Source organism: Lawsonia intracellularis PHE/MN1-00 (genome assembly GCF_000055945.1).
In the GTDB taxonomy this organism is placed as follows: domain Bacteria; phylum Desulfobacterota; class Desulfovibrionia; order Desulfovibrionales; family Desulfovibrionaceae; genus Bilophila; species Bilophila intracellularis.
This window is the reverse complement of sequence record NC_008014.1, coordinates 148,401-174,807: the sequence shown is the minus strand read 5'-3', so window position 1 is coordinate 174,807 and position 26,407 is coordinate 148,401. Positions and strand designations below refer to the sequence as shown.

The following is a 26,407-nucleotide window of genomic DNA, read 5'->3' as shown; positions in this document are numbered from 1 at the left end:
ACACATGTAGTTTTTCAAATGATATACATATATACATACAATAAATACTAGTAATATACTATTAGTTACATATAAAAATACTACATTCAAATATAGAGATAAAACATTATCTATATGAAAAAGTATATTCTACTAACAAAACATAAGAATAATATATTTTATTTAGCTAAAAATTATACCAAAAACGCATACCAGCGTTTTGTTGTCTCATTTCTTTTTTCTTACTGAAACGAATAGAACCATTTACACCAATGCCAAACTGCTTAGAAAGTTGTATATCAAATGCAGTACCTAACTCTAGTTGAGAATACGTTTTCTTTTTATCAGGAGTAGATGTTTCCCAAGGAACAAAAGGAGCCTTAAGAGTAGCCGTTAATTCTTTACTTTTTCTTTGTCCACTAATGACTTTACTCCATACTCGCCATTGAATGTCATCTGTAATACTCCAGCGTGTACGTAAGCCCATACTTTTTTCCCATATTCTTTCTTCTCCTCTACTGATGTCAGAAGCCAAGAGACCATACTCTTCTCCATAAGCTTTCCACCAAGCATTTACAGTAGATAGTTCAATATAGGGTGTAAGAAGAAATTTTGGTAACCGTAAGGTATATCCCAATTGGGCAATACCTCCAAGTATGGAGGTGTCAGAACGTCCTTTTGTATGAATAACATCATCTAAGTAGCTAATATACCGAGTATTTTTTACTTGCCCTAAACCATATGAAATACCTATATGTGCTGTAAAACCTGAATCTTCAGCATTCCATACCAACATAGATGACAAAATATGTGTCGATACTTTACTTTTTGCAAAACCAATATCTTTTTTAGAACGTATACCATATAAGTCACCAGTATGATCTCTACTATAGTTGTATGCTAAACCAACCCGTATGTTTGGTACAGGATGAATAACAATACCAAACTGAGAAGTATATGCATTTTGATTTCCTGATTGTGAACTCACTTCACCTTCAATAGAAGCAAATGCCTGAAAACGTTTAGTTGGAGACATATGTCCAGTTCGTGACTGTAATGCTAATGAGCTCATTGCACTCTGAACACTCTTTGCAGGTGTATGAAGGACCTGTTGTAATCCATCAAGAGAGCCCATAATAGCATTTTCATTATAGTCTAATGGTACCAACAATTCTTCTTTAGCTTCGTCTGAAAGTGTATCTTCATCATCTGCTAGTAAAGACATTGTTAAAGGATCATTTGGATCTGGGGGGTTAGAGCCATTACCCATAGAGCTTGTAACGGAAACTAAGCCATTTCCTCCAGGAGCTGAATTCCCAGAGCCTCCAACGTTTCCACCTGATCCACCTGGACTTCCTGAACTTCCACCTGGGCTACCTGCACTACTACCTCCATTGCCTGGAGTACCAACATTCCCACTGACTCCAGAACTTGAAGACGAACTTCCTGAAGATCCTGTATTTCCAGAACCAACTCCCGAAGCTACAGAAGACCCACCCCCGTTAGCAGCTCCTGTTGCTCCAACACCATTTACACAACATACTGACTGAGGACCTGAACTACCTTTTCCATTTTTATTTTCATCACTACTTTCATATCCATCGTCAGAATGAGGCCCTCCACCTAAAGAACTATTTGACTCTTGCGACACACATACTTGATTTTCAGTACTACTACCTCCAGAACCATCCCCAGATTCTTGGTTATCACTCTCATATCCGCTATCACCACATTGTAATGTCTGTTGCTTACCTTCATTTTTACCCTTGTCTGAAGAGAAAGGTAATGATGCCTCACTACCATATGGGAATACAGGGGCTGAATCTGCTGTTACATAATAAACAAGTCCTTGATATTGACTACTGGAAGTACTTCCTCCATCAGGATCAGGTTTACCGTCTTTACCACCTTTCTTCTCTGGAGAGTGATCTTTAGAAGACACACCTGTCTCCTCTAAATCTGATGTATCTGAGGTGGTATCACTGTCACCTGAACTTACTATAAGATTTTCTCTTTCAACTTTTTGTTGTTCTCTCAATACACTCATAGCCTGAGAAAATAAAAGAGGATGTTGTACTGAAGCTTCTTCATGATGTTTTTCTTGTAACTTTGTTATGTCTTCACCTTTAGAGATTGCTTCTTCAAGTTCCTTCTGATGTCTTGTCTCCATTAATAAACGACGTTTTTTAAAGTCTTTATAAACATCTTGCTGCTGTTGCTGGTGCTTTTCTTCCAATTGTTTTTCTTTTTTTCTTTTTTTCTTCTGTTTATGCTTTAATTTCCTATCAGAATGCTGTTGTACTTCATCTTTCTGCATTGTAGTTGAAGACTTAGAACCATATGATGCCGTACTACCAGTGCCTGACTTACTTTCAGTTTCTTCTTGTGAATGCTTTCTTCCTTTAACTTTTGAAAAGAACTTTTCAAAAAAACTAGATTTCCGTCCAGTAGTACTAGTACTGCTACTTGTATCATCTATACAAGGTTTATTCACTTCCTCTGGGATCGCCTGAGAAAGATATTCTGTAAGACTACCTTGATAAGAAAAGCTTTCATCTTTTACTAACAACTTTTCCTCTGTTACTTCTTCTGCTTCTGTTACTACTACTTCTTGTTCTGTTACTACTTCTTGTTCTGTACTTTCATTTCCACTTGTATAAACCTCTTCTTTAGTTTCAAGATCCATTTCAAGAGAACTATATTCTGTATCAGAATATGTTGTTACACCACTACTTGAGCTCCCTTCAATTGGAGGTAACCCTACACTTTGTCTTTCTTGGTTTTGTCGTTGAAGCAGGTTTCCTAATTCACCTAACATCTGTTCACGGTAAAAATCTTCTTCCTCTTGTCTATGTTTCTTCTTAATATCTTCTAAGTTCTTACCCTGAGCAGAGGCTTCATCTAATTCTTCCTGCTGCCTCTTTTCCATCACCTCTATACCTTTTTGATACTTCTGACGAGCCTCTGCTCTTTCTTTTGCTTGTTGTTCTTCTAGTGATGTTCCATATTTCTTGACTTTCTTCTTACGCTTTCCTTTAAGTAACGCCTCGTGTTTTTTCTTCATCTTTGCATGTTGACTCTCGTGATGATTATAAAATTCTACTTGTCTCTCACGTTGTTCAACTAGCAACAATTCTAAATCTTTACCTGACTGTCTAGCAGCCTCATATTCCTCTTCTTGCTCTTGAAGAAACTGTTTTTTACATTTCTCTCTATTCCTTAAAAAAGCTTCTTCTTCTTCTTTACATTTTTGTTTCAATAGTTCTCTATTTTTTCTTTTCTGTTCAACTTTTTCTTGTAACCTCTTTTTAGCTTCCTCTTCCTCTGTTGTATGCTTCTTTTTATCTTTATGTTTTTTTAGAGAACTTTTTTGATCTTTACCATGACTATCATCTAGTTTCTTAGATTTTTTATCCTCACCATCACCTGGATCACCTGCTCCCCCTGAAGCACCCTCTACTCCAGATGTCCCTTGCCCTTCAAAAGGAGTAGAAGGCCCTTGTCTACTTGATTTCGATGTTTGATCTGAACCAGATGGTTGTTGTCTTTTACTACCAGTATGTTCACTAGAAGAAGACTGAGCGCCAGCAGCAGTTCCCCCCTTACCTGTAAAGACAGAAAGTAAATAAGTTGTAACTTTACTTGATTGATTACCACCAGTTTCTTCTTTTTTATCTGATGATACTGGGACTTCTGGCGATTTATGACCATCAGACTTCATTGTAGCATCAGTGTCTGAAGAAGATGCTCCTCCTATACATTGTGAGTCTGCACCAGATACAGGAGGAGAAGGTGGTGGAGATATAGGTGACGATAGACTTTTGCTATCTTCTTGATCATCACTTTGACTGCCTTCATCTATTATGTCTTCATCTGATGATGAACTAGATATAGAAGAACTAAGCCCTCTCTCTTTCCTCTGTTGTTTTATTAAACTATGTAAGTTTAAGCCCCATTGTCGACTTTGTGCTTGTTGTTCTTGACGATGTTTATCTTGTAATGGTCCAACTTCCTCAGGTGCTACTCCTATGAGTTCTTGTTGTTGTTTAGCTAAAAGAGCATTTCTTGCTGCTTGATGTTGATCAAAAAATTCTTCTCTCTCTTTTCTCTGCTTTTCTTCTATTTCACATTTCTGCTTTTTTTGTTCTTGAATCTCACTTACTTTCTCTGAACATTCTTGTCCTAAGAGTGTTACTTTTGCAAAATATTGTGCCATAAGAGCTCTCTTTGCTCGAGATATTTTTTCCCTTTGACTCCTTTTATGTTTTTTATGTCTCTTTCTTTTCTTTTTCTCTATGTGTGAAACTGCACCCACATCTTCAGATTCAGCCATACTACTCAAAGAATGTGCACCTGCAGAAGGAATCTTTGGCACTTCTTGCTGATCTTTTCCTTCACTATCACTACCTTTGAGTGTTTTTATTTCTCTTGGCATATCTTTTTTAGGCCAAGACCATTCAGTATCTGATGAAGCTGAACTATCTGTACCTTTTTCTTCTATTTCTTGTAATTTTTTATCCATCTCTTGCTGTAAACAAGCAACTTTTGATGAATACTCATCCAAAACTAATTGTACTTCTGGATCTATTGTTGCCTCATCAGTACTAGCTTGTACTTGAGAACTTTCAAATGAGACTTGTTGCTCCTCTACCTGACATGGTTGTTCTTGTAATGGTTCAGAAGAAAAATAACTTAAGAGGCTACTTAATTGTGTAGGTTGAGGTAATACAGTTACTGTAACTTCCTCTAGTGTAAGGCCTTTTACCGTACTAGGTAGTGATGGAATAGGTGTTTCATTTGTAGCTGTTTCTTTTGATTGAACTGGTGTTTCTTGATCACTGCTACTTGGTGTCAGTGTTACTATTTGCTTAGTATCTAAAACTAAATGAGATGTTGACTCCTCTGGATGATAAGGATGAGGAGTATGATGATGCTTACGTTGCTCTCTTTGTGCATTTCGTTCAGCTTTTGTTTTTATAACTTTTTTCTTCTTTCTTCTATCCACATCGCTTTCATCTTCATCTGAGGATGGGAATTGTTGTAATTCTTTTTGCTGCTTTTCCCTCATTTTCTCTAATAATACAGTAAAGTTCCCAACAGCTACTTTAGATTCTTTTTCTTCCTGTTCTTGTAACTCCTCTAATGTACATCCAAGAATATGGCGATTAGCTTTCTTTTCTTTATACTTTTGCTCTATCTTTTGGACTGTAGTTTCATACTGTGACATCCACAGATTAAGTTCTTTCTCATGCTTCCTTTGTACTTCCTCTTTTTTCCTCTTCTTCTCTTCTCTTGTTAAGACTTTCTCTTTATCACTGTCTCCTCTCTCTTCTACAATTTGTACTTTTTCTTCTAGAACCTGAATTTCCTCTTCTTTCACTTCTACAAATTGGCTTGTCTTCTGTTGCACAGCATATGTTTGACTTTCTTCTGTACCTTGTGGACCTGTCTGTTCTGTTTGTATTTCTTGTTCTATCCTTCTAACAGATTGATCATCTGACTTGCCCTCTGTATCTGAATCACTACTACTTATCTCTCTCCTAGGATGTCTGAATCCACCTCCACTAGGTCCATGAGGTTTTCTACTAATACCTTCTGGTACAGAAGATTCTTCTGAACTCTCTTCTGAAACACTTGTATAATCTGACTCAGTAAAACAAAGATCTAACACAAAATCTTCTTGCAAAGCTTCAAGTTCTTTCTGTTGTTCAACCTTTGACAATTGCTGTTTTACGATTGTTGAAGAAGTGAGGTCTTTTTGAAAGATAGAATCTTCTTCACTTAATGCTTCTTTAAGAGCCGTCAGGTGTTTAGACTGAGTTATTAATCGCTCTTGCTGAGCTTTTCTCTCTGGATATGAAGAAACAACATCTCGTTGTTTTTGTCTTTCTTCTTTCTGCCTTTTTTCCAGTTCTTTTGCCTGAACTTCTAATAATTTCTCAAGTTCTTTTGCTTCTTGTTGATGTTTGTGTTGTAAACAGGTTAATTGTTCTTTTTGTTGTTCCCTATACTTTTCTATCTGCTGACGTTGGGATACGAAGTGCTGCTCTTGTGTTTGTCTATCTTCATCACAAAGGAATGGTAATTGTTGAAGAAATATTGCATATGCTGCATCACATTCTTCTTCTAATTGTTTAAGCTCTTTTTCGCACTCTTCTTCTAATTGTTTAAGCTCTTTCTTTTGCTCTATTCCCAATATAAAGCTACAATTTGCCTTATGATTCTCAAAGAAACCTTTTTCTATAGCTTGTTCAGCAGCAAGTCGACCACATGTTTTATGGCTTGGATGTGTATATTTTTGGGGTGAAGAATCATGTAGTGAAGATTGGCTTAAAGATAGACCCTCTTTTTTTCTGACTGAAGGAGTCCGTTGAGTAAAAAAAGCCCCTACTTTAGCTCTGATTAAATCTTGACGTTGTCTTTTTTCCCTTTCTTCTCTCTGTCTTTTTTGTTCATCTAATAGGGCACTCATTTCTCCTTCATGATATAATGCTACAAGTTCTACTAAAGATGTACCTTCTTGCCCTCCATGGTACTCACTGACTTTCTTTAAAAGTACAGAAGGAACTTGCCCTTGAGATATCATCCTTTTTTCTTCTTCTTGTTTTTTCTCCAAATGAGTTTTACGGTTTTGATGAATAATTTTTTGGCGATTTTTTGCTTGTTTGTGTTCTAAAAGAACGGCTTTAACTTTAGGATGTAATTTTCTCTTAGGACCACGTTTGCTTGAAGAACGTTTATGTTTATTTTCAAGATCTTTTTGTTCTTGTTTATGCTTTTTTAATAGTTCCTCTTTTTTCTTTTGATGTTCTGCAGCAAGATCGTCTTCTTCTTGTTTATGAACTTTTTCTAATGTTTCCAACAAGATTGTACCAACTAACGATTCTTTATTTTTCTCATGCATTGTCTGTAAAGCAGTCTTTTCATCCTCACAACAGAACATAAGCACTGCCAACTCTTTACGTTGTTGTCTTCTCAGTTCTTCAACTTCTTGAGTTACTGGTTCTTTATATACGGCAGCTTCACTGCCACTTTCTAAAATTTCTGATACAGAACTTTCATCACTTGTCACTGTAGTATTTGCAGATTCTCCTCCACCTTTAGATATAAGGTATAGTCTACACCGTTCTTTATTTTGTTTATCATGAAGGTCTGCTACCTCTCTTCTATTTCTTACATAATGCTCTTCTTCATCTTGCATGTGTCTTTCTGCTAATGCTTCAAGGTCACCTCCTTTTTTTGCTACTTCTGCACGCTCTTTGTCCTGGAGAGCAAATACTTGTTGAACCCCACGTGTAAACTGCTCTTTATATAACTCTTTTTCTTCTTGATGTTTCCTCCTAAGTTTATTTCGTTCATGAGCTAAACGTTTTCTACAGAATCTTTTGTGGCTATGCTTCTTCTTTTTCTTTTTAGAATCAGAACTACCATCTCTTTTAGATCCTTTATCTTTTTTAAAATGACTATCATCTCCTGATCCATCACCTCCACCTGGAGCACCACTGGATTCAAGTTTTTTACTATCATCTCTACTAACTAAATTCTTTTGGCTATTAACATCTAGTGATTGAAGAACTCCTCCTGTTTGAGGAAAACAAACACCATGTATCATAGAACTTTTACGCGTTCGTAACTCCTTCTTAAAAAATGAAACAACAGGGCCCACAAGATTAGATTCATCACTTTTTTCACACTGTGGGATCTTGCTCTCTCCTATAGAGGTTAATGTTAAGCTAAGCCTACTTGTTGTTGATGTTCTTTTAGGCCTCTTCTTTAATCCTACTAATGGTTCTTCCTCTAGCCTTTTTTGATTTTCATGATGATTTTCTTTTCCTTTTTTAGATGGTTCATCTCCTTCCTGCTTCCTTTTAAAGATACGTTCTAATAGACTTGATTTCCTCCTAGGTTCTTCTTTTTTCTTATTTTCTGACTCTTCTATTGATTGTTGTTCAAGTTCTGTCTGTTCATCCATTGCATCAACTGCTGCTAATGCCTGACGTTCTTCTTCAAGGGTCTGTTCAAATAGACTCAATAGATGTTGTAATTCGTCTTTTAAAAGAAGAATTAACTGATAATCAGCATCCTCTCCTCTTCTATCTTTTTCCTGCTCTGTTCGTAATACATCTTCAAGTTCTATCTCTTTCTTTCGTATCTTCTTATATATATTGTGATAGCTTTGTGTTACATTATGACTCAATGCTTCTTTTTCTTTTTTTGAAAGAAGCATTAATTTTGGAGTGCTTCTAGTAAGTTTTTTCTGTTTTTTTGATGTATCAGATACATCTTTATATTCTTTAGGCTGATATTTTCGTGCACCACCAATAGGACGATGTGTTTCATCTTGTGTATTATTACTATTTTCACTAGTGCCTACGCCAAAATTTTCATCTATTTCAATACCTATTTCCACTTCAGGCTCACCTGAAGGCATAGAACTATAAAAATCACCAGTACTATAAGAAGAGCTTGTAGAATCATAATAAGTGGAGCTAGAAGGGATACTATCAAACTCATCTGATGATTCTACACATTCTTTTTTCTCATCCCCACTTGTAGTATGGGAGGATTGCTGTTGAAGTAATATTTTTATTTGCTCTTCAAGCAACCCTCTATCCTTACTTTGTTTCTCGAATAGCTCTTTTACTTCTTCTTCATGCTGCTCTTCTAAAACCTCAACCTCTTCCATATCGAGAATTTGACCTAACTCTCTTTTATGTTTCTCCTCTAAAAGGTCTCTCTCGTCTATTTGCATGGAATATAAAGTTCTTCTACGCCCAGAACAATATTCTTGAAGTTCCTTTTCTTCTGGTGTTATTGTATGTTTTTTCTTTTTAATTTCTTCCTTTTTCTTTCTCTTCTTTTCTTTTTCTGTTTTTTCTTTGCGATGCTTCTTAGACAGTTTAAGATTCTCTTCTTGATGTTTTCGTATAAGCTTATCTTTCTCTGCAAGCTGTTTGTTATTTAGCTTTACCTTGCTTTTTAAAATATACTGGTTGCCTTCTTTCGTTTGCTGCTGAAGAATTTCTTCTTCCTCTTGTTTTTGTTGTCTACTTGCACCTGGTTGTTGTTGAGAACTCAATTTAGCAAGACATTTCTGTACCTTTGCTGCTTCTTTTTTATATTCTTCTTTTTCTTTCTCTTGTTTTTTCTGAAGCTCTTCTTTCTCTTTTTGTTGACTAGTTACACAATGTATCTTTTCCTCCTGCTGAGAACTACTTAATAAACGCTTATAAGAAATATCAGTTAACAAACATGATGGAACATCCTTTTCTTCCCTCTGTTTTTTACTATCTTTTTTCTCTACTTGTTGTTCCACCTGAGAAGATTGCTTGCCTACTTGTTGACTCTTTTTCTTATGAGACTTTTTGGGTCTTTTAGATGGGAAATGGACTTCTCCATCAGAGTCTGTAGAATGCTCAGCATTTTGTCGTTTATGCTTTGCTTCTAACAATATCCTTTCATGATGTTGATTAGATTCAAACTCTTGCTGTTCTCGTTCTTCCTTTCTTATTTGTTCTGAAAGATCCTCTTTTCTTTGAATACTAAACAATAACGCTCTATTTCTTTGTTTCTCCTGTTGCTTTTTCTTTTCATTCCATTGACTATGTGCAAGACTTTTTTTCTCTAAAAGTTGTCTTTCATGCTGTCTTTGCTTCCTTTTACTAACTTTTTTATGTTTCCTCTTCTTTCTCTGATCTTTTATACCTCCTTCTCCTTCACTATCCCCGTCTTCTGCTTTTGTATCTGTTAAGTCAGTTTCACTTACAAGAAGAATGCTCTCTTCTTCTTCTTCTTCGTTAGAACTATTATCATCTGGAGGATTGTTATCATCATCTGACCCTCCTGAACCTCCTTCTGCCCCTCCTGAACCTCCTGCAGCTCCTGAGCCGCCCTCAGCTCCATTAATATTATCATTACTATGACCATCTGTTCCATCATCATCACTACTATGATGACTTGAATTATCTGTGTATTGAGTACTCTCATTACAACTATTATCGTTACCTGTATTGCCTAACCATTGCTGTGTACCTGTCTTGGTATTACCATTTTCAGTGTCTTCTAAGTCAGTAATTAGAGAAGATGATACTTGAAGCCGAACTAGTGATGACATACTGCCACTACCTTGAGATCCTTCCTCAGTAGTAAAACTACTACGACTACTACTGATCCCTGAGCTAGTTACACCCTGATTAAAACATCTAGAGTCAACCTCAGTATTACCATCTCCAACGTCTTCCAAGTCAGCAGTTAGAGAAGGTGGTACTCGAAGCTTCACTGGTGGTGGTGGCGCTTCATCCCCTTTAGGTTCCCCCTCTCCTTGAACAATTACTGTATGATACCGAAATCCATTTTCATCATCTGAACCATATTGATCTCTGGTTTGCTCAGAAGATGATTGTGTAAAGAATATAAAACTACCCTCTCCATACTTAAATGGATTATAAAAAGTTGAAGGGTCTTCAAGAGGTTTAGGTTCTTCCTCACTATCTTCAGATGAAAGGACTTCATCTATAGATCGAGCACCAGAAGGAGCATCAACTTCATCACCATAAAAACTTGCTTCAAGAGCCTTCATTTCTTGTTCTTGACGATGGAATAAAAGCTTATACTGATCTTTTTGAATTTTGAAGAAAATTTCTGCTTGTGCTTGTAGCTCTTTTACCTTTGCTTCAACATCACCTCCAGAGGCTTCTACTATTAAAAGTTCTTCCTGATCCAACATCTCCATCTTTTCTTTACAATTTTTATAACTCTGTAAAAATTGCTCTCTAGCTTTAATGTGTTGTTGCTGTAGCTTACTTATTTCTTTTTCTTTCTTCTTTTCTTTCTTCTCCTTTTTCTTTTCTTTCTTTTTCTTATGATCTTCCTTTGCTTTTTGTAATTCTTGCTCTTTTCTTACTTTTTCTTCTTCTTGATTCTTACACAAAATCTGAAACTGCTCTTCACACATTGATGTAAATTGTGCATTTTCATCCTCATGTTTCTTTTCTAATGCTTTTAAATCTTGTTTTTTATTCTCTGCAGTAACAAACTCATCTCGCTGTGATTTAAAAAGTTCTTCTTTACAAAAAGTTACTTTAACTTCAAACTCACTTCTTGCTTTTGCTTGCTCTTTTTTTAATTTTTCTAGTTCACTCTCTAACTTACGTTCTTTTTTACTCTTTTTCTTTTTTTTCTTCTCTTTATCTGTATAACTATCTTCTTCTTTTTTTCGACCACCATCTACATCATCAACTGCTTTGCCTTTCTTTTTCTCAGGTTCTTCACCTCCAACAGCACCATAGACACCATCAACACAATCTGACCCTTCATCTAAAGATGTTTCAAAACTGGATACATCTGCTTCATCACCACTACTACTACTACTACTACTACTTTCAATAGAAGAAGTTATGATATCATCGTCTGAAGAAGAGGAAGTATTCCCTAAAGAAAGCTCTTCAGAAGGAGGGCCTGCACCACCAGTATCCCCACTTTGCATTTCACCACTATCGCCTGAAACAAAAGAATAAAATGGGAAAGGCGGTGGTGCCTCATCCCCTTTAGGTTCCCCCTCTCCTTGAACAATTACTGTATGATACCGAAATCCATTTTCATCATCTGAGCCATATTGATCTCTAGTTTGCTCAGAAGATAATTGTGTAAAGAATATAAAACTACCCTCTCCATACTTAGATGGATTATAAAAAGTTGAAGGGTCTTCAAGAGGTTTAAGTTCTTCCTCACTATCTTCAGATAATTGAGGTTTTAACATTCGATCTACAAGAAATTCTTCTATAGATCGAGCGCCAGTAGGAGCATCAACTTCATCACCATAAAAACTTGCTTCAAGAGCCTTCATTTCTTGTTCTTGACGATGGAATAAAAGCTTATACTGATCTTTTTGAATTTTGAAGAAAATTTCTGCTTGTGCTTGTAGCTCTTTTACCTTTGCTTCAACATCACCTCCAGAGGCTTCTACTATTAAAAGTTCTTCCTGATCCAACATCTCCATCTTTTCTTTACAATTTTTATAACTCTGTAAAAATTGCTCTCTAGCTTTAATGTGTTGTTGCTGTAGCTTACTTATTTCTTTTTCTTTCTTCTTTTCTTTCTTCTCCTTTTTCTTTTCTTTCTTTTTCTTATGATCTTCCTTTGCTTTTTGTAATTCTTGCTCTTTTCTTACTTTTTCTTCTTCTTGATTCTTACACAAAATCTGAAACTGCTCTTCACACATTGATGTAAACTGTACATTTTCATCCTCATGCTTCTTTTCTAATGCTTTTAAATCTTGTTTTTTATTCTCTGCAGTAACAAACTCATCTCGCTGTGATTTGAAAAGTTCTTCTCTACAAGAAGTTACTTTAACTTCAAACTCACTTTTTGCTTTTGCTTGCTCTTTTTTTAATTTTTCTAGTTCACTCTCTAACTTACGTTCTTTTTTACTCTTTTTCTTTTTTTTCTTCTCTTTATCTGTATAGCTATCTTCTTCTTTTTTTCGACCAGTATCTACTTCATCAAATGCTTCTACTTGTTGTTCCAATGGATAAATACCAGAAGCTTCTTGGGATCTAACAAAATCACTTCCAACAAATGTAAATATGGGTTCACCTACTCGTCCCATACATCTATCTGGAGAATAAAAACCTTCAAGATCAAACGAGCCTTCATCACTAGAACTTTCATCTCTACCTAAAAGACAAACAGTCTCAGATAAATTTTGGAGTAAACATTGTTCTAATATTCCTTTATGATGGTCAAAAAAGTCTTCTTTCTCTTTTCTATGCTTTTCATCTAGTTTTGAAAGATCTTTACCTAATTTTTCTGCTTCTTGACGTTCTTGTTTTTGTGCATCTTCTAATTGTTTAAGACATGATTCTTGTCTTTGCAGAAGTTTTTCTAATGTCTTAGCATGGCTTTTTTCATGTTCTTTTTGAGAAGAAGAAACATCAGCTCCATGTGAACCTTGAATTAAGGTCTTCATCTCTTGACGTTGTTGATGTAACAACTTTTCATACTGACTTTTTTGAGCTGTTAAAAAACACTCTTTTTCTTTTTCATATTCCTGCATCAAGGATGTATCATCGCTACCCTTTTCATGCACAACTTTAAGGTTTTCTTGATGTAACCTTTGCAGTTGTTCTTTACAAAAATTAAAAGTTGTAACAAAACATTTTCTATCTTGTACATGTTCTTTTTTAAGCTGCTGTTTTTGTCTCTCTAATTCTCTTTCTTTTTCCCTTTTTACTTGCTCCTGTTTCTTTTTCTGCTTTTCTCTTTCTTTTTCTTCTTGCTTCTGTTGCTGTTTCTTTTTATGCTGTTTTCTTTTTTCCTTTGCCTCTGTTAATCTAATTAACTTTTCTGTTCTCTGTCTTTCTTGTTCTTTAAGTAACAATTCCTGCTGACTAGCAACCATACTTTCAAAGGCTCTGCGATCTTCTTCCCCACCTTCTCTGGCACTATCTTTGGGTTTAGCTTTTTGCAAAAATAGGACTTGCTTTCTACAAGCTTCAGTTTGTAACTCAAATGCTTTCCACTCTTCCTCTTGTTTTTCCTCAAGTTCTTCCAACTCTTTTTCTAAACTTTCGATCTCTTCCTCTAAAAGCTTAACTATATTATCTATGCCATGCTCATAACATGTAGGGGTATCCTTTTCTCTAGTAGCTTGTTGTTGTTTCTCTAACTCTTTCTTTCTTTTTTCTTTCTCATTTCTCTGGGATTCATGTTCTTTGATTAATAATTCCTTTTGACTAGTAAACAACTCTTCAACTTTACAGTCCTCTTCTGTATGCTTGTTTTGAAGAGCACAAAGGTCTCCTCCTGCATCTTTTATACTGTTCACTTCTTCTTTTTGAAAAAATAAAATTTGCTGTCTACATGCGTCACTCTTCTGATCAAAATCTTGTAATTCTTTAGTTTGTTGCTCCTTAAGTGCTTCCAACTCTTTTTCTAACTTTTTACTCTCTTTTTTTAACTTACTAGCTTTTTTCTTATACCCTTTAGAAACTCTATGTTTACCGTCAACAGAATCATATTCTTGTATCTTTTGCTTAAGCAGTGCCTTCTTTTCCATCACTGCAGACAACTTATTCAATACTACCTGTTTCTTTGTGTAATAACTTTCTGTTAATTGTTCATATTGACGACGATATCCATCTTCAATTTTTTTTATTTTCTCACTATTCTTTTTACAAAGAGTATCTTGCTCTTCTCTAGATTTACCAATCAATTCTTCTGCTTGAGCCATCAATAGGTTACACTTAACGTCTTGATACCTGTTTTGACAGTCTGCAATTGATTTATGGTACTCCTTTTCAAGTTGTTGCAACTTATCTTTTAGCTTCTTAAGCTTTTGATTTAATGCAACGTTATGGAGTTTTTTCTTAACCTTCTTAAATTTTTTCTTATGATAGCCGTTGCCTTTCTTTTTCTCAGGTTCTTCACCTCCGACAGCACCATAGACACCATCAACACAATCTGGACCTTCATCTGAAGATGTTTCAAAACTAGATACATCTGATTCATCACTACTACTACTACTACTGCTACTACTTTCAGTAGAAGAGACTATGATATTATCATCTTCATCTGAAGACGACAAAATATTCCCAAGAGAAAGCTCTTCAGAAGGAGGACCTGCACCACCAGTATCCCCACTTTGCATTTCACCACTATCACCTAAAACAGGAGGGGGAAATGGGAGAGGTGGTGGTGCCTCATTCCCTGGGGGTTCTCCCTCCCCTTGGACAAATACTGTATGATACCTTATATCATCTTCGTCTTCATCACTATCATCTTTTGTAGAAAACCTACCTTGCCGTTCTTTTTGCCTTGAGCTTTGTTTTTCTTCAAAGTATTTTTTTCTTTCTAACTCCTCTAACATCTGCATCTTATCTTGAAAAAATATTTCTTCTTCTTCAGCCAATAGTTGCTCTAACACTACTAGAGATTTTCCAGATTCTTCCCATTCTTTACGACGCATATCATGATTTTCTCTCATTCGAGCTTGATCATCTTTAAAAGCCTTCCAAAATGGAGATAACTGTTTTTCTAATTCTGCTATCCTTTTCTGTTCTTCTCTCCTTTCTTTCTCTTCTCTTTCTTTCTTTTGTCGCTCTTGCAATGATTCCCAAAAAAGCATTTTTGTTTCAAAAACTGCTTGTTGCTCCTCAATAAAAATCTCTTCTAATGAGGCTATTGGTTTCCCCTGTTTTCTCCACCGATCTCGTCTTTCACTTTGTTCTTGTTCAATAAACTTACTATCAACCCTACATTTTTCCCAAAAACTCTTCCTTTCTTGTTGATGTTTTCTATCAAGAGGAGATTCAATTTTATCTTCATCCTCTGGCTCTACACCTCCAACAGCTCCTTGCATATTTTCCAATGTCCAACCTAACTCTTCTAGTTCCTCTTCTTTCTTTTGTTGTTGTTTTAACTCAGCAAAAGTGTTCATCTGGCTTTTATACATAGCTTCTTGTTCTGCAAGAAACATCTCTTCCATTGCTTGTTTCTCTTTGCTATCCTCACTGCTCTGATCACGACGTTCTTGCTGAATCTCTTTTAGTGTCGACAATTTTTTCTTATAATTACGCCAAAAGTCAGCTAGTTCTTGAGTATGCTTTTCATGAAGTCTATCACTTTTCTCATATGACTCATCTGAAGACCATATGAAACATATCTCTTCATCTGAAGAAACATCTTCACCTTCTTCCCATCTATTTCTCTTGTCTTCTTGACGACGTTCCAACTTCTTAAACTGGGCTTCACTAGTAGAATCTAATTTCTGATTTTGCTTTATAAATTTTTTTTCTAGTTCTAGCAGTTCATCCAATGAAGCAGAACAACAAGCTTCGCCATACTTTTCTTCTAATTCATTTTTTGCTTGCTGAACCTGTCCTAAAAAACAATCCTTCTGTTCAGCTTGTTTTCTGTTAAAATCATCAAGCTCTTTTTCTGATCTCTTCTTCTTTGCACTTTTGTCTTCTGTTTGCTTAACTTCATTTATAGATAACAATGGTGAAGAAGTAACAACACTAGAAGTTTCATCTACACTTTCTTCTTCCTGCTGTGGTGAAGGACTTTCATTAGACCCACTAGGACTATTTTCTTTTTTTTCTTCTTCTTCTTGCTGCGGCTGTTGACTTTCTTCTATGGTTTCACCAGATGAATCTCCTAATGTTGCTTTTTGTTCCTGTTCTTCTTTATCATCCTTTTTTGGCTTATCTTCTTCAGATATTCCATCAAAAACTTCTCCTTCTACTCCCTCTACTTTAACCTCTGCATGCTCTTCTTTAGTCCCTTCTTCTGCCTCATTATCTAGTGTGTCCCATAACAAAATAAGATCTTCTTCTTCAGCAACGTCCTCACCTTCTTCCCAACGTCTTCTTTGCTCGTTTTGCTTTTGTTCTAATGTTTCATATTGGTAACAACTTACACAGAGGAAATCCTCCATTGTTACTTTTTGTTCTTTTACTAACTTGTCTTTTTTATATGAAGGAAGCCCAGGAGGACATTGTTTCTCAAAGGTTAAAAGTAATTCTTTCTTTTTCTCTTCAATACTCTGTAATAAATTATGCCGTTGTTGAACTTGTTTTTCTTCAAAAGCCTTACATTCCTCTGGAGATCTTTTACTTTGTTTATTTGAAGAACTAGCCTTTTCTCCATTACCGTCACCACCAAAAGATAGAATGCCAGATGAAACCATTAGAGAATAAAGAGTACTAGTTTTTCCTCCACCTTGTGATAACGACCCTTCTTCCATAGTCACTGGCATAGATATACTGGATTCAAGCCATTTATGTATTGCTCTTTCTCCACTTGATGATAAATAAACAACTTCCTCTTTACTTCCTGGAGATGAGACCTCTCCTGTTGCTCCTTGATTAGAGTCTAAATCTTCAGAAGCTCCAGGAGCCTCCTCCACTTCTTCTTCAATCGTAGATAATCCTACCATTCCTTGAGTAGCGCCTGAACCCTGTACATCCTCTAAATTTTGTTCTGTCTCTTCTTCAATTGGAAATAATCCTTCAGCTCCTTCTACAGAAGTAACAAGAGTAGTAGTTGTTGTTATTGTTGATTGCCCTATAGGACGAGCTTGCTTTATATTACCTGAAAGCAATGTAACTATGTCTTCATCTTCAGATGATGAAGATGTATCTTCTGTTGAACTTTCGGAGGGAGATTCCTGCTGAGAAGAACCTTCTGGATTTGGATTAATCTCGCTAGAATCCTCTCCATTTTGTGGGGAATCTTGAGGAGGATCATATGGGAAAGGTGGTGGGGCATTATTATCATCAAATTGTGTGGGAGGACCAAAAAAAGTAAGTGAAAAAACTTTTTCTCCGTCTGTCTCATCTCCTAACTCATCACTCTCTTTTTCTTTTGCTCCTGATATACCCCCTTTTGAAGGTTGTCCTTCTTCCTGCCGTCTTCTTTCTTCTTCCTCTTCTTGCTTATGTTTTTCTTGTAAATTCTGCCATTCTTTTTTCTTCTTTTTACGAAAATCCTCACGTTCTTTATCTAATTGATTTTCCAATGCTTCAGCAGTATTTCTTAAGCCTTTACTTTGGCGTTGAGCATCTTGGAAATCTCGTAATAATCTACACTGTATACCATATTCACCCCAAAAACATTCTATTTCACTTTCATGCTTTTCTTGAAGTTCTTTACTTTTTACATAACAACTCTCTGTAACAATTCCCCCAACAGCTCCTTCTTCTTTATTGAAGCTACTTCCGACAGACTGGAAAAAGGATATTACTTTTTGCAATAATCCATTAGAACTTTTAGATTCACTTGTCTGTTCTTCAGATGAATCTTTTTTATCTTCTTTGTTTATCTCTTCTTCACCTGATTCAACACCTAACTCTTTAAAAGTCACTAATGAAGTGTTTTCCCTATGAGGAGTATCTCCTTGGCTAGATGTTATAGAGTCCCTAGAGGCTGGTGTTTCTTCATTCTGCTCTTCTAATGGGCCTTGTATTATACTAGACTCACTATCCTTATCTTTTTGTTCTTTTTGTTTACGTTCCTCTTCCTCTTCTCTTTTGTGCTTTTCTTGTATACTTGCTAAAAGACATTTTTGCATTTGATGTAATGCTTCTTCTTCCTTTTCAAAAGTATCCTTTAACTCATCTTCTGGTTTACCACTCTCTACCCACTCTTGATGATGCTGTTTTTGCTTTTCTCGTAAAATAGTTAACTTTTCTTTATATCCTACCCAAAAACACTGCATCTCACTTGCATGCTTTTCTTGCAAAACCTTACTTTTAGATTTGCTTGTAGGCTGCTCTAAACTAGTTCCACTATCCTCTTGTCCTTTTTGTCTACGCTCTTCTTCCTCTTCTCTTTTATGCTTTTCTTGTAAACTTTTTAAAAAACATCCTTGTGTTTGATGTAATGCTGCTTCTTCTTCTCCAAAAGTATTTTTTAAATCATGCTCTGGCTTACCATCATTTATCCACTTTTGAAGACGTTGTTCTTGATTATCATGCAATGTAACTAGTTGTTCTTTATATTCTTCCCAAAAACACTGTATCTCACACTCATGCTTTTCTTGCAGCTCTTTACTTTTAGAAGACACTGTACCGCTAGATTCACCTTCTAAAGGATCATTCTCTCCTCCTGTTCTGACCTCTTTAGGTTGTCCTTTAGTATCAGTTTCAGTGTTTGTACCAGCATCAACGATTACTTCAACTGCTACATTGGTTTCATCTTCTGAAGATATTGTATCTGAATCATCTCCACGTGGTTCAAACACAAAATTACACCAAAGTGAACATTCTTCTTCAGATGAAACATCCTCTCCTTTTAACCAACGTTTTTTCTTTTTCCCAAGTTTTTCTTGCAAAAATAAATGTTGAGCCATTCCCATATGAGAAAGTGCCCCAAATTTTCTTTCATGTTGTTTTGCTAGTTCCTGTTGTTCCTCTAATGATGTTGCATTGTTATGCTCTTCTTTACAAATTGCTTTTAAACACTCATAAGCTGCATTGTATTTTCTTTTACAATCCTCTATATACTGCCTTTGTTTTTCTACAAATGCATCATATTCTTCAGTAGTTCTTTTTTTCCTTTTTTTCCTTTTTTTCTTCTTCTCTTTTTCTTTGGATTTAACTACTACCTCTTCTTCTCCTCCTCCACAACTTGCAGTAGAACTTGCTATAACACTAACTACATCTGCACCTCCTATAGCACCTGTAATAATATCTGTAGTGCTACTTGGTTGTCCTATTACCTCTTCTTCCCCTTTCCCTTTTGCATCACCATAAGATATTCCTACATCATGGAGAGGAAACCAACTTGGTATCAAATCATCATCTTTATCATCTTCATAATCACCATCTGAGAAATCAAACAGATCACCACTTTCACTACTGTTGCCATTACTATCTAAATCTTCATCAGCTTCTTGGGCTATTTCATCAACATCTTGGTCTTCACTTGTAGCATCTGTAAAGGATGCTCCTTGTACCTCCCTTGGTAATGGATCAAATGGGAACATATTATCTGTTCCTTCTCCGTTATCAGAGAAATCTAATCTAAGAAACATCCAGCTACTATTTGTAGTTCCTTGGCTTTGACTATCAAATGTATCTTGTGGTACTGCTGCTGTACCCTCATGTTGTTGGACAACTGCTTGTTGTAACCCTATGGTTGAAGAGATAGACTGTAATAATGCTCGTTTATTTCCTCTATATTGTTTTCTTTCTTCTTTCTGTTGTTGTAACAACTTTTCATATTCTTCCTTCTGTTGAAGAATAAGCACTTCTACTTGATCTCCATCTTTACGGTAAAGGCTACAAGCTTGAGCCTCACTGTCTTCCTTACATGTAAGGTAAAGTTTGTTTACCTCCTCTTTACAGATAGTTTCTAACTTCTCTTTTGTTTCTTGGTCAGCATTTTCCATTTCTTCTTGAAATTTTTGTTGTAACTCTTTCTTTTTCTTTTTGTAATCCTTAATATTTTTTCTAAGTGTTTTATTCTTTTTCTGTAACTGACTTTCTCTTAACTCTTCTAGCTGCTGTTTATGTTTTCTTCCCAGAGCTTTAACGGCTTCAGATTGTCTCTGTTTCAATATGCTATACTGGTTAGATATATGTTGAGCCTTTTTAGAACTTCCTATTGCTCCCTCTATTACACCTTCTAAAAAAATATCTGAACTACTGGCAGATTCTTCCAACCCTTCATCCAAAAGTTTCATAGCATCAATAGCAAATCCACATTCAAGCTCATCTTCAAGAGACAATGGAATCCCTTCTAATACTGGCGAGCCAGTCAATAAACTTAAAGGATGTGTAAGCCATGGAGGTGGAGCATAATTGCCTTCAGGCTTTCTATCTCCTTTGACAATTATTGTATGATGTTTCCAAGCACCTTCTTCACTATCACTTACTGTATTATTATCTTTGTCATGTTTACCATCTTGGCCTCCTTTCTTGACTAGTGGTTCCTTTTCCTCTTGACTATCTTCAGATGTTATTTGTTCACATTGATGAGACGAACTTGTTTGACTTTCTTTATTTTGTTGCTCTTGTGTCTGAGTTTCAGTACTAGTCCCCTGTTCTTTCTTTTTTCTTTTATGTTTCTTCTTTTTTTTCTTTTTATGTCCAGATGACTCCTTTTTATCCTTATCATCATCTGGCTCTCCAAGACTTTCACCTGAACCTCCCCCTGTAGCACCACTAGGACTTTGACCAGATCCATCTGAATCACTTAGAGAATCTTGATTTCCTTCTATTGATGTATTTCCACTATTCTCTCCGAGAATATCTATATCCTTAGAATTTTTATTTTTGGATTCATTAGGATCAGAAGTTACAGCGGCTTCAACGTTTGTTACCCCCCAGCCACTAAATAAAACTTTCAAATATGAACTAGAAAATAAAGAAGTTACACTTGCAGTTAGAGCCTCAGGACAACGACTTGAGCTAACTGATTGATCTACGCCTTCTGTTTTAAGCGTACTCTTTTTAGTGGAGATATTTTTATCAGTTATACTGGATGGTAATAGATATCCTAACAATGAAGATTGAAGACTACTGTCCTGAGCATTTTCTATCAATGAAGATTGGCATGTTTGAACGCCAGTAGAAGATGTAGATGAAGAAGGCTGTGTAGAATCAGAGGGGACTGGAGGATCATTATTTCCTCCTCCGCCTTCACCAGCTCTCCCTTGCCCATAATGATCTGAGGCATCATGATATCCACCACTCACTCCAGTGCCTAGAGGTGTACTATCCTTCTCTTGCTCTTTTTTCCTATTCTCACCATCAAAAAGAGATGTATCTTGTTTATTTTCATCAGTATGTTGTATTTCTTCTGGATCTTGTGATGTTACTATGCTTGAAGAAGACGATTGTAGCAGAACTGATGATGTTTCTTTAGTAAGGGCTGTAGAAGTAGTGTCTCCTGGACAAGTTATATTAGAAGGTTCAACTGTTGTGGCACTAGCTTTATCACTAGACTGTCCCTCTTGTGTTTCAGGGTGACTACCATGCATTGATGAGGCTGCATTTGCAGAAGAAGATTGTGCTGTAAATTGAAAGCATAAAGGTTTTCCAGACTCTCTTGCAGAAGCTAATAAGGCAGCACGTCTTGCTCTTTCATTCTTTTTCCATTCAATAATGTATTCTTCCTCTGATTCTTCTACATCTTGTATATCACCTGCGGCTTCTTCAATAAGTGCTACAAGAAGATCTCGCTCTTCTTTCTTTTTCTGTTTAACCTCTGGATCAGAAATATCTTCGCTGTCTTGTTGACAGCTCTCCTCAAACTCTTTTTTTAATGCAGCTTGAAGAGACAACCTTTCTTGTGCTTGCTTCTGCTCCAACTCTGCACGTAACTTATTAAATGGTTCAAATGATGTTTTATATTCATCTTCCTCCAGTTTATCTAAAAAATCTTCACTGATATGATAACCAAACATAAGATTTTTTCTACGCCGCTCTTGCTGTCTTTGTTCTAATTGTAATCTTATCTTTTCTTCTGGTTCTTTTAATTGTTTCTCTAATTGTGCCTTCTCCTTTAAATGTATCTTCCGTAGTTTTCTTCGTTTTTCAACTCCGTAATAACGATTTCTGTAAGAACTAGATTTTCTTTCTTCTGAAGAAAAATCTCCTTCCTTTCCACTAGAACTATCTTTATCTACAAATGTTGCCCGCTCAAAAAGTCGCATAATCTTTTCAGGAACATGACTTTCATCCATGGGCTCTCCTATCTCATCACATTCAGAACCTCTACTTACTACACCTTTATATTCTACCTGCTCTGTTACTTGTTCTATATCATTACTCAACTCTGAATCAGACATAACTTGAAGAATAGTACTACTGAAATCCGCTCCATCAGAAAATATACCTTCTTCTAACTCTGCATCACTTCCTAAAGTTCCAATCCCAGCAACAGCTTTCACCTTCTCTTCAGTGATTTTTTCTGGAGTTTGTTCAACATCATTTTCCTCTTTCCCACTAGAAACTTTTTGTGAACCCCAACCAAATAAATATCCAAAAATTCCACTATAACAACTTGTATACATAGTACTTTCAGACATAGTTGGCTGATGTAATGAAGCTAACAGTTCATTCATTTGCTGACGTTGTCTTTCTACCAATCTATTAACTTGCTGTTGTTGCTGGTTATGCAACATTTCTTTCTGTTCTTGCTGCATTAGGTTTAACTCTACAAGAGACATCCCTAACCTCTTAGCTTTCCTTCTTCTTTCCTCCTGAATTTCATCCAATTGCTCTTGTTTTGTCCTCTGCATTGCCAATAATGTTTTTCTTTCCCTTTGTTGCTTCTTTTGAAGTTTACTTATTTGTTTATCTCTAGCTCTCTTATTGCTTGTTTCTTGATCTACATCAGATTCTATATCATACCCACCTCTTGAACGTATATCTGATGAAACTATACTCCCACTACTTTCACTACTAGAAGAGGCCTGTGCTTCTCTTGTTTGCTTCCATAACTCTTCGAGTTCAGAACGAAGACATTCTTGCTCTTGAGACTGCTTCTCTAATAATAACTCTATATTAGATGCGTTTTTCTCTGCTTCTTTATATTCCTTTTCATGACGATTATGTAATTCTAACAAGTTATCACAACAAATAGACCAATATTTTTCTTTAGTTAAAATTGGACATTTCTTTTGGTCAGCTTTAAACGTTAACCATTTCTTTTTTTTCTTATCAGACCATTTCTTTTGATCCTTCTTCTGTTCCTTCTCCTGCTCATGACTACCTTTATCTTTACCAAGAGGGTCTTCATCTCCTCCTGTTGCACCACTTAATACTGAAAGCTCAAATGTTATATCGCCTACAGATAGACCTTCATCTGATTTAAGGTTCTCTTCAAACGCAGATACTTCTTTTTTACCATCTACTGTAGATTCTTTTGTTACTTGAGGAGATTCGTTACCTTGAGATACCTTTTTATCATCATCTGATTTTTCATCTTTTTTGTCCTGGTACATAATTTGTCTTGGAGCACCTAATGATAACCCAGCAGTAAGCCTACTATCTCTTTGTAGACTCTTCTTATGTCTTTTATTTCTTTCTTTTGTACTTATATAACATTTAGGCTTACTCTTATCGTATTCATAATTATCACTATGATCAAACTCTGAATGTTCTTTATCAGAAAGACTAACAACCTCTTTTATCTCTAGTTCACTATCTGAAGATGTTTTAAAGTCCTCACTAGAACTTTTCTCTTTTTCTGATTCAGACGCTGCTTTTTTCCATCCAAATAGCCACCCCAAGTAACTTTGCTTGGCTGCTTTTTCCTGCTTATATTTCTTAAGATTTTCTTTTTTTTCTGCTTCTATTTTTTCTCTTTCTTTTTCTTTTTCATTATAAAATGCCCATAACTCCTCAGTTTGTAGCATCAAACATTGTGAAAAAGGGCCTTTTTTAGTAGTCCAATGACATCTTTCTTGAGCATGACGTTTATCTATTTTGGTAGTAGTTTCTTCAACTGATTGTCGGTGATTCCGACCAATTGTATAATTTTCAACTAATAGTTTTTTAAGCTTTTTATTTAACCGTTTCTTTTTAGCCTGATGCTTCCTTTCTAAGTCAGACTCACTACTTTCAGCATCTTCAATATTCCCTTCAGAAATTTCTGATAAACTCTCTTCACTAGGATGAGTATTTCTTGCTATTAACTGTTGATGTTTTGTTAAAAGGTCTAAATATTGTTCATTAAGTGTTGCTTGGAGCCTCTCTTTATCTTTTGCTTGCTTCTTTTCTAAAGAACAAAGGTCATCTCCTGTTTTTTTTGCTACTTCATATTGGTGCTTATGCAACTTCTCTAATCGAAGAAGACAGTCAGTTATATAATATTGATGCTTCTGTAGCTCCATTTTACTTTGAGCTCGTTGTTTATCGTCAACAACATATGAAGACTTCCACTTTTTATTCTTTTTACAGGATGTTCTTTTCTGAAGTGGTAACGTAGATTTTTTCTTGCCATATTGTAACTCCTCTGGAGGAGATACTCTATTAAACAAAAAAGTATTGTTCTCTGTTTCGAGGTTAGAAGAATAAAAGCCTTGTTCACTACTTTCACTCTTTGCGTCAGAGCCAGAAGGATAGTAACATGAAGTGGATTCGAAAGGATCTCTCATAATACAATATCCAGGTTCAGAGCCTTGTGTCCCAAGTGTAAAAAGATATATTTTCCCTTGAGGGCCTGATGGACATAATTCGCTTTCCTGCTCTTCTTCACTAGAAGGTAGGCTTCTAAAAATCTTTTCAATTTTACAAAAATCAGGGATTTCTGGCGATTGTAGTATTCCTCCTACACGTTTTTTACGATACTTTACATGCTTAAGGGAGTGTGGTGTATCATCCCCTGCCCCTACTTCTTTAGTATAATATACACTAGGACGTTTATGCTGAAGAAGCGGTGGATATATTCCATCCTCTCTTAACGATTTTGGAGGCGAACTTTCTTGTAAACTCTCATCTTGAAGATCAGTTTTTGTTTTAGAAGAAAGATTAAATCTCTTGAGCCATGGGAGTCGAATACCAGAATGTTTTCTTTTGTGTTCTTTTTTAGCTGTCTGATAAACAGCACAACCAGGAAGATACAAATCATCTCTATAATATTTTTGTATAGAGCCAAATCCTTCTTCATTCATGACTCTATTAAAATATTTAAGTAATGATGTTTTACTTGGGAAAGGTCCTACTTGAATACTTGTCTCTGTTAAACTTTCACTTGCTGAGACCTCAACAGTTGCTTCTTCATCTGGATTTATTAATGATAAAGGGATACTACTTACAACGTCTCTGTTATTATATACATCTAAATCAGACGATAAGCTTTTAGGCTCATTTGATATATTGCTATATGAGTCTTGATGTTCTAACCTCCCTGGTGTGCTTTTTGAACTATCTTCTATAAAAATATTTAATGCTGTTACAGGGATAGAAGGCGTTGAATGTCGTCTATCTTTGTTAATATCACTATAATCTTCTTGTCTACCTTCTACTGTCCCTTTTTCTGTAGAATCACTTACAGGTATAAAAAAAATATCACGCTCTTGTTTATGCAACATTAACAATTCTTCTAATTTTTTTTCTTTTTCCCTATGGCAATCTTGCTCTTCGTTATATTGTTGGCTAAACAATGTATACATATCAGTACCATTGTTTAATGCTTCTAAACGCTGTGACGCTTGTTGACTCTGTAATGCTTGCAACTTTTCTTCATATTGCTTTAATAGTGCTACTTTCTCTTCTTGTTGCCTCTTTTCAATTCTTCTTTGTTGTTCCTTTATATTCCTTTTATCGTATTTTTTACTTTTTTTCTTTTTCTCTTTCTGTTTAACTGTTTCTTCATGTCCTCTAATTATAGACTCTATAGTTAAACAAATATTTGTACATCTCTTAGACTCACTATTTTTATCATATATACATTTTTCTAACAGGACTGGAACACTTAATGATCCACTTTTCTCATGCTCATTCTTTCTTTCAAAATTACAATTAATATCTGGGGAGCTGTAACTTCTTCTAACTCCCATATTTGGAATAGGAATATAACTCATGGCAGGAGGACCATAAAGTGTTAATGGGGCACATAAAAAGGAAGGAGAGAAAATTGTAGAAGAAGGAGGAGGAGGAGGAGGAGGAGAAAAAAGATCTAAAACAACTTGTGAACCAGAAGTAACTGGCATCCCTGAAGGACTGGTAGGTACTTGAGGTTGTTGTGTATTACTTGATGTTTCAGCCTGTTGAAAATCTTCAGTATTACCACTTTCCCCTAATGGTGCTGCAATATTTTCTTTTGAAGAATTTATATTTTTTTCAGAATCTTTATCAGCAGAAATAGTAACAGTTACACTATTTAAAATAATACATATACATAGGAACAAAGCTACTATAGCTCTCCACTTACTTAAAAAAGTATTAATGACGTATTTAGTAATATAAATGGACAT

1 protein-coding gene is annotated in these 26,407 nt (G+C 35.6%); it reads right to left on the bottom strand.

The window, feature by feature from the left end:
• Nucleotides 1-166: 166 nt before the first annotated feature.
• Nucleotides 167-26,407 carry a hypothetical protein gene (locus tag LI_RS07245; protein WP_011527410.1) on the bottom strand — a complete coding sequence of 8,747 codons (26,241 nt, stop codon included), beginning with the start codon at nt 26,405-26,407 and terminating at the stop codon, nt 167-169.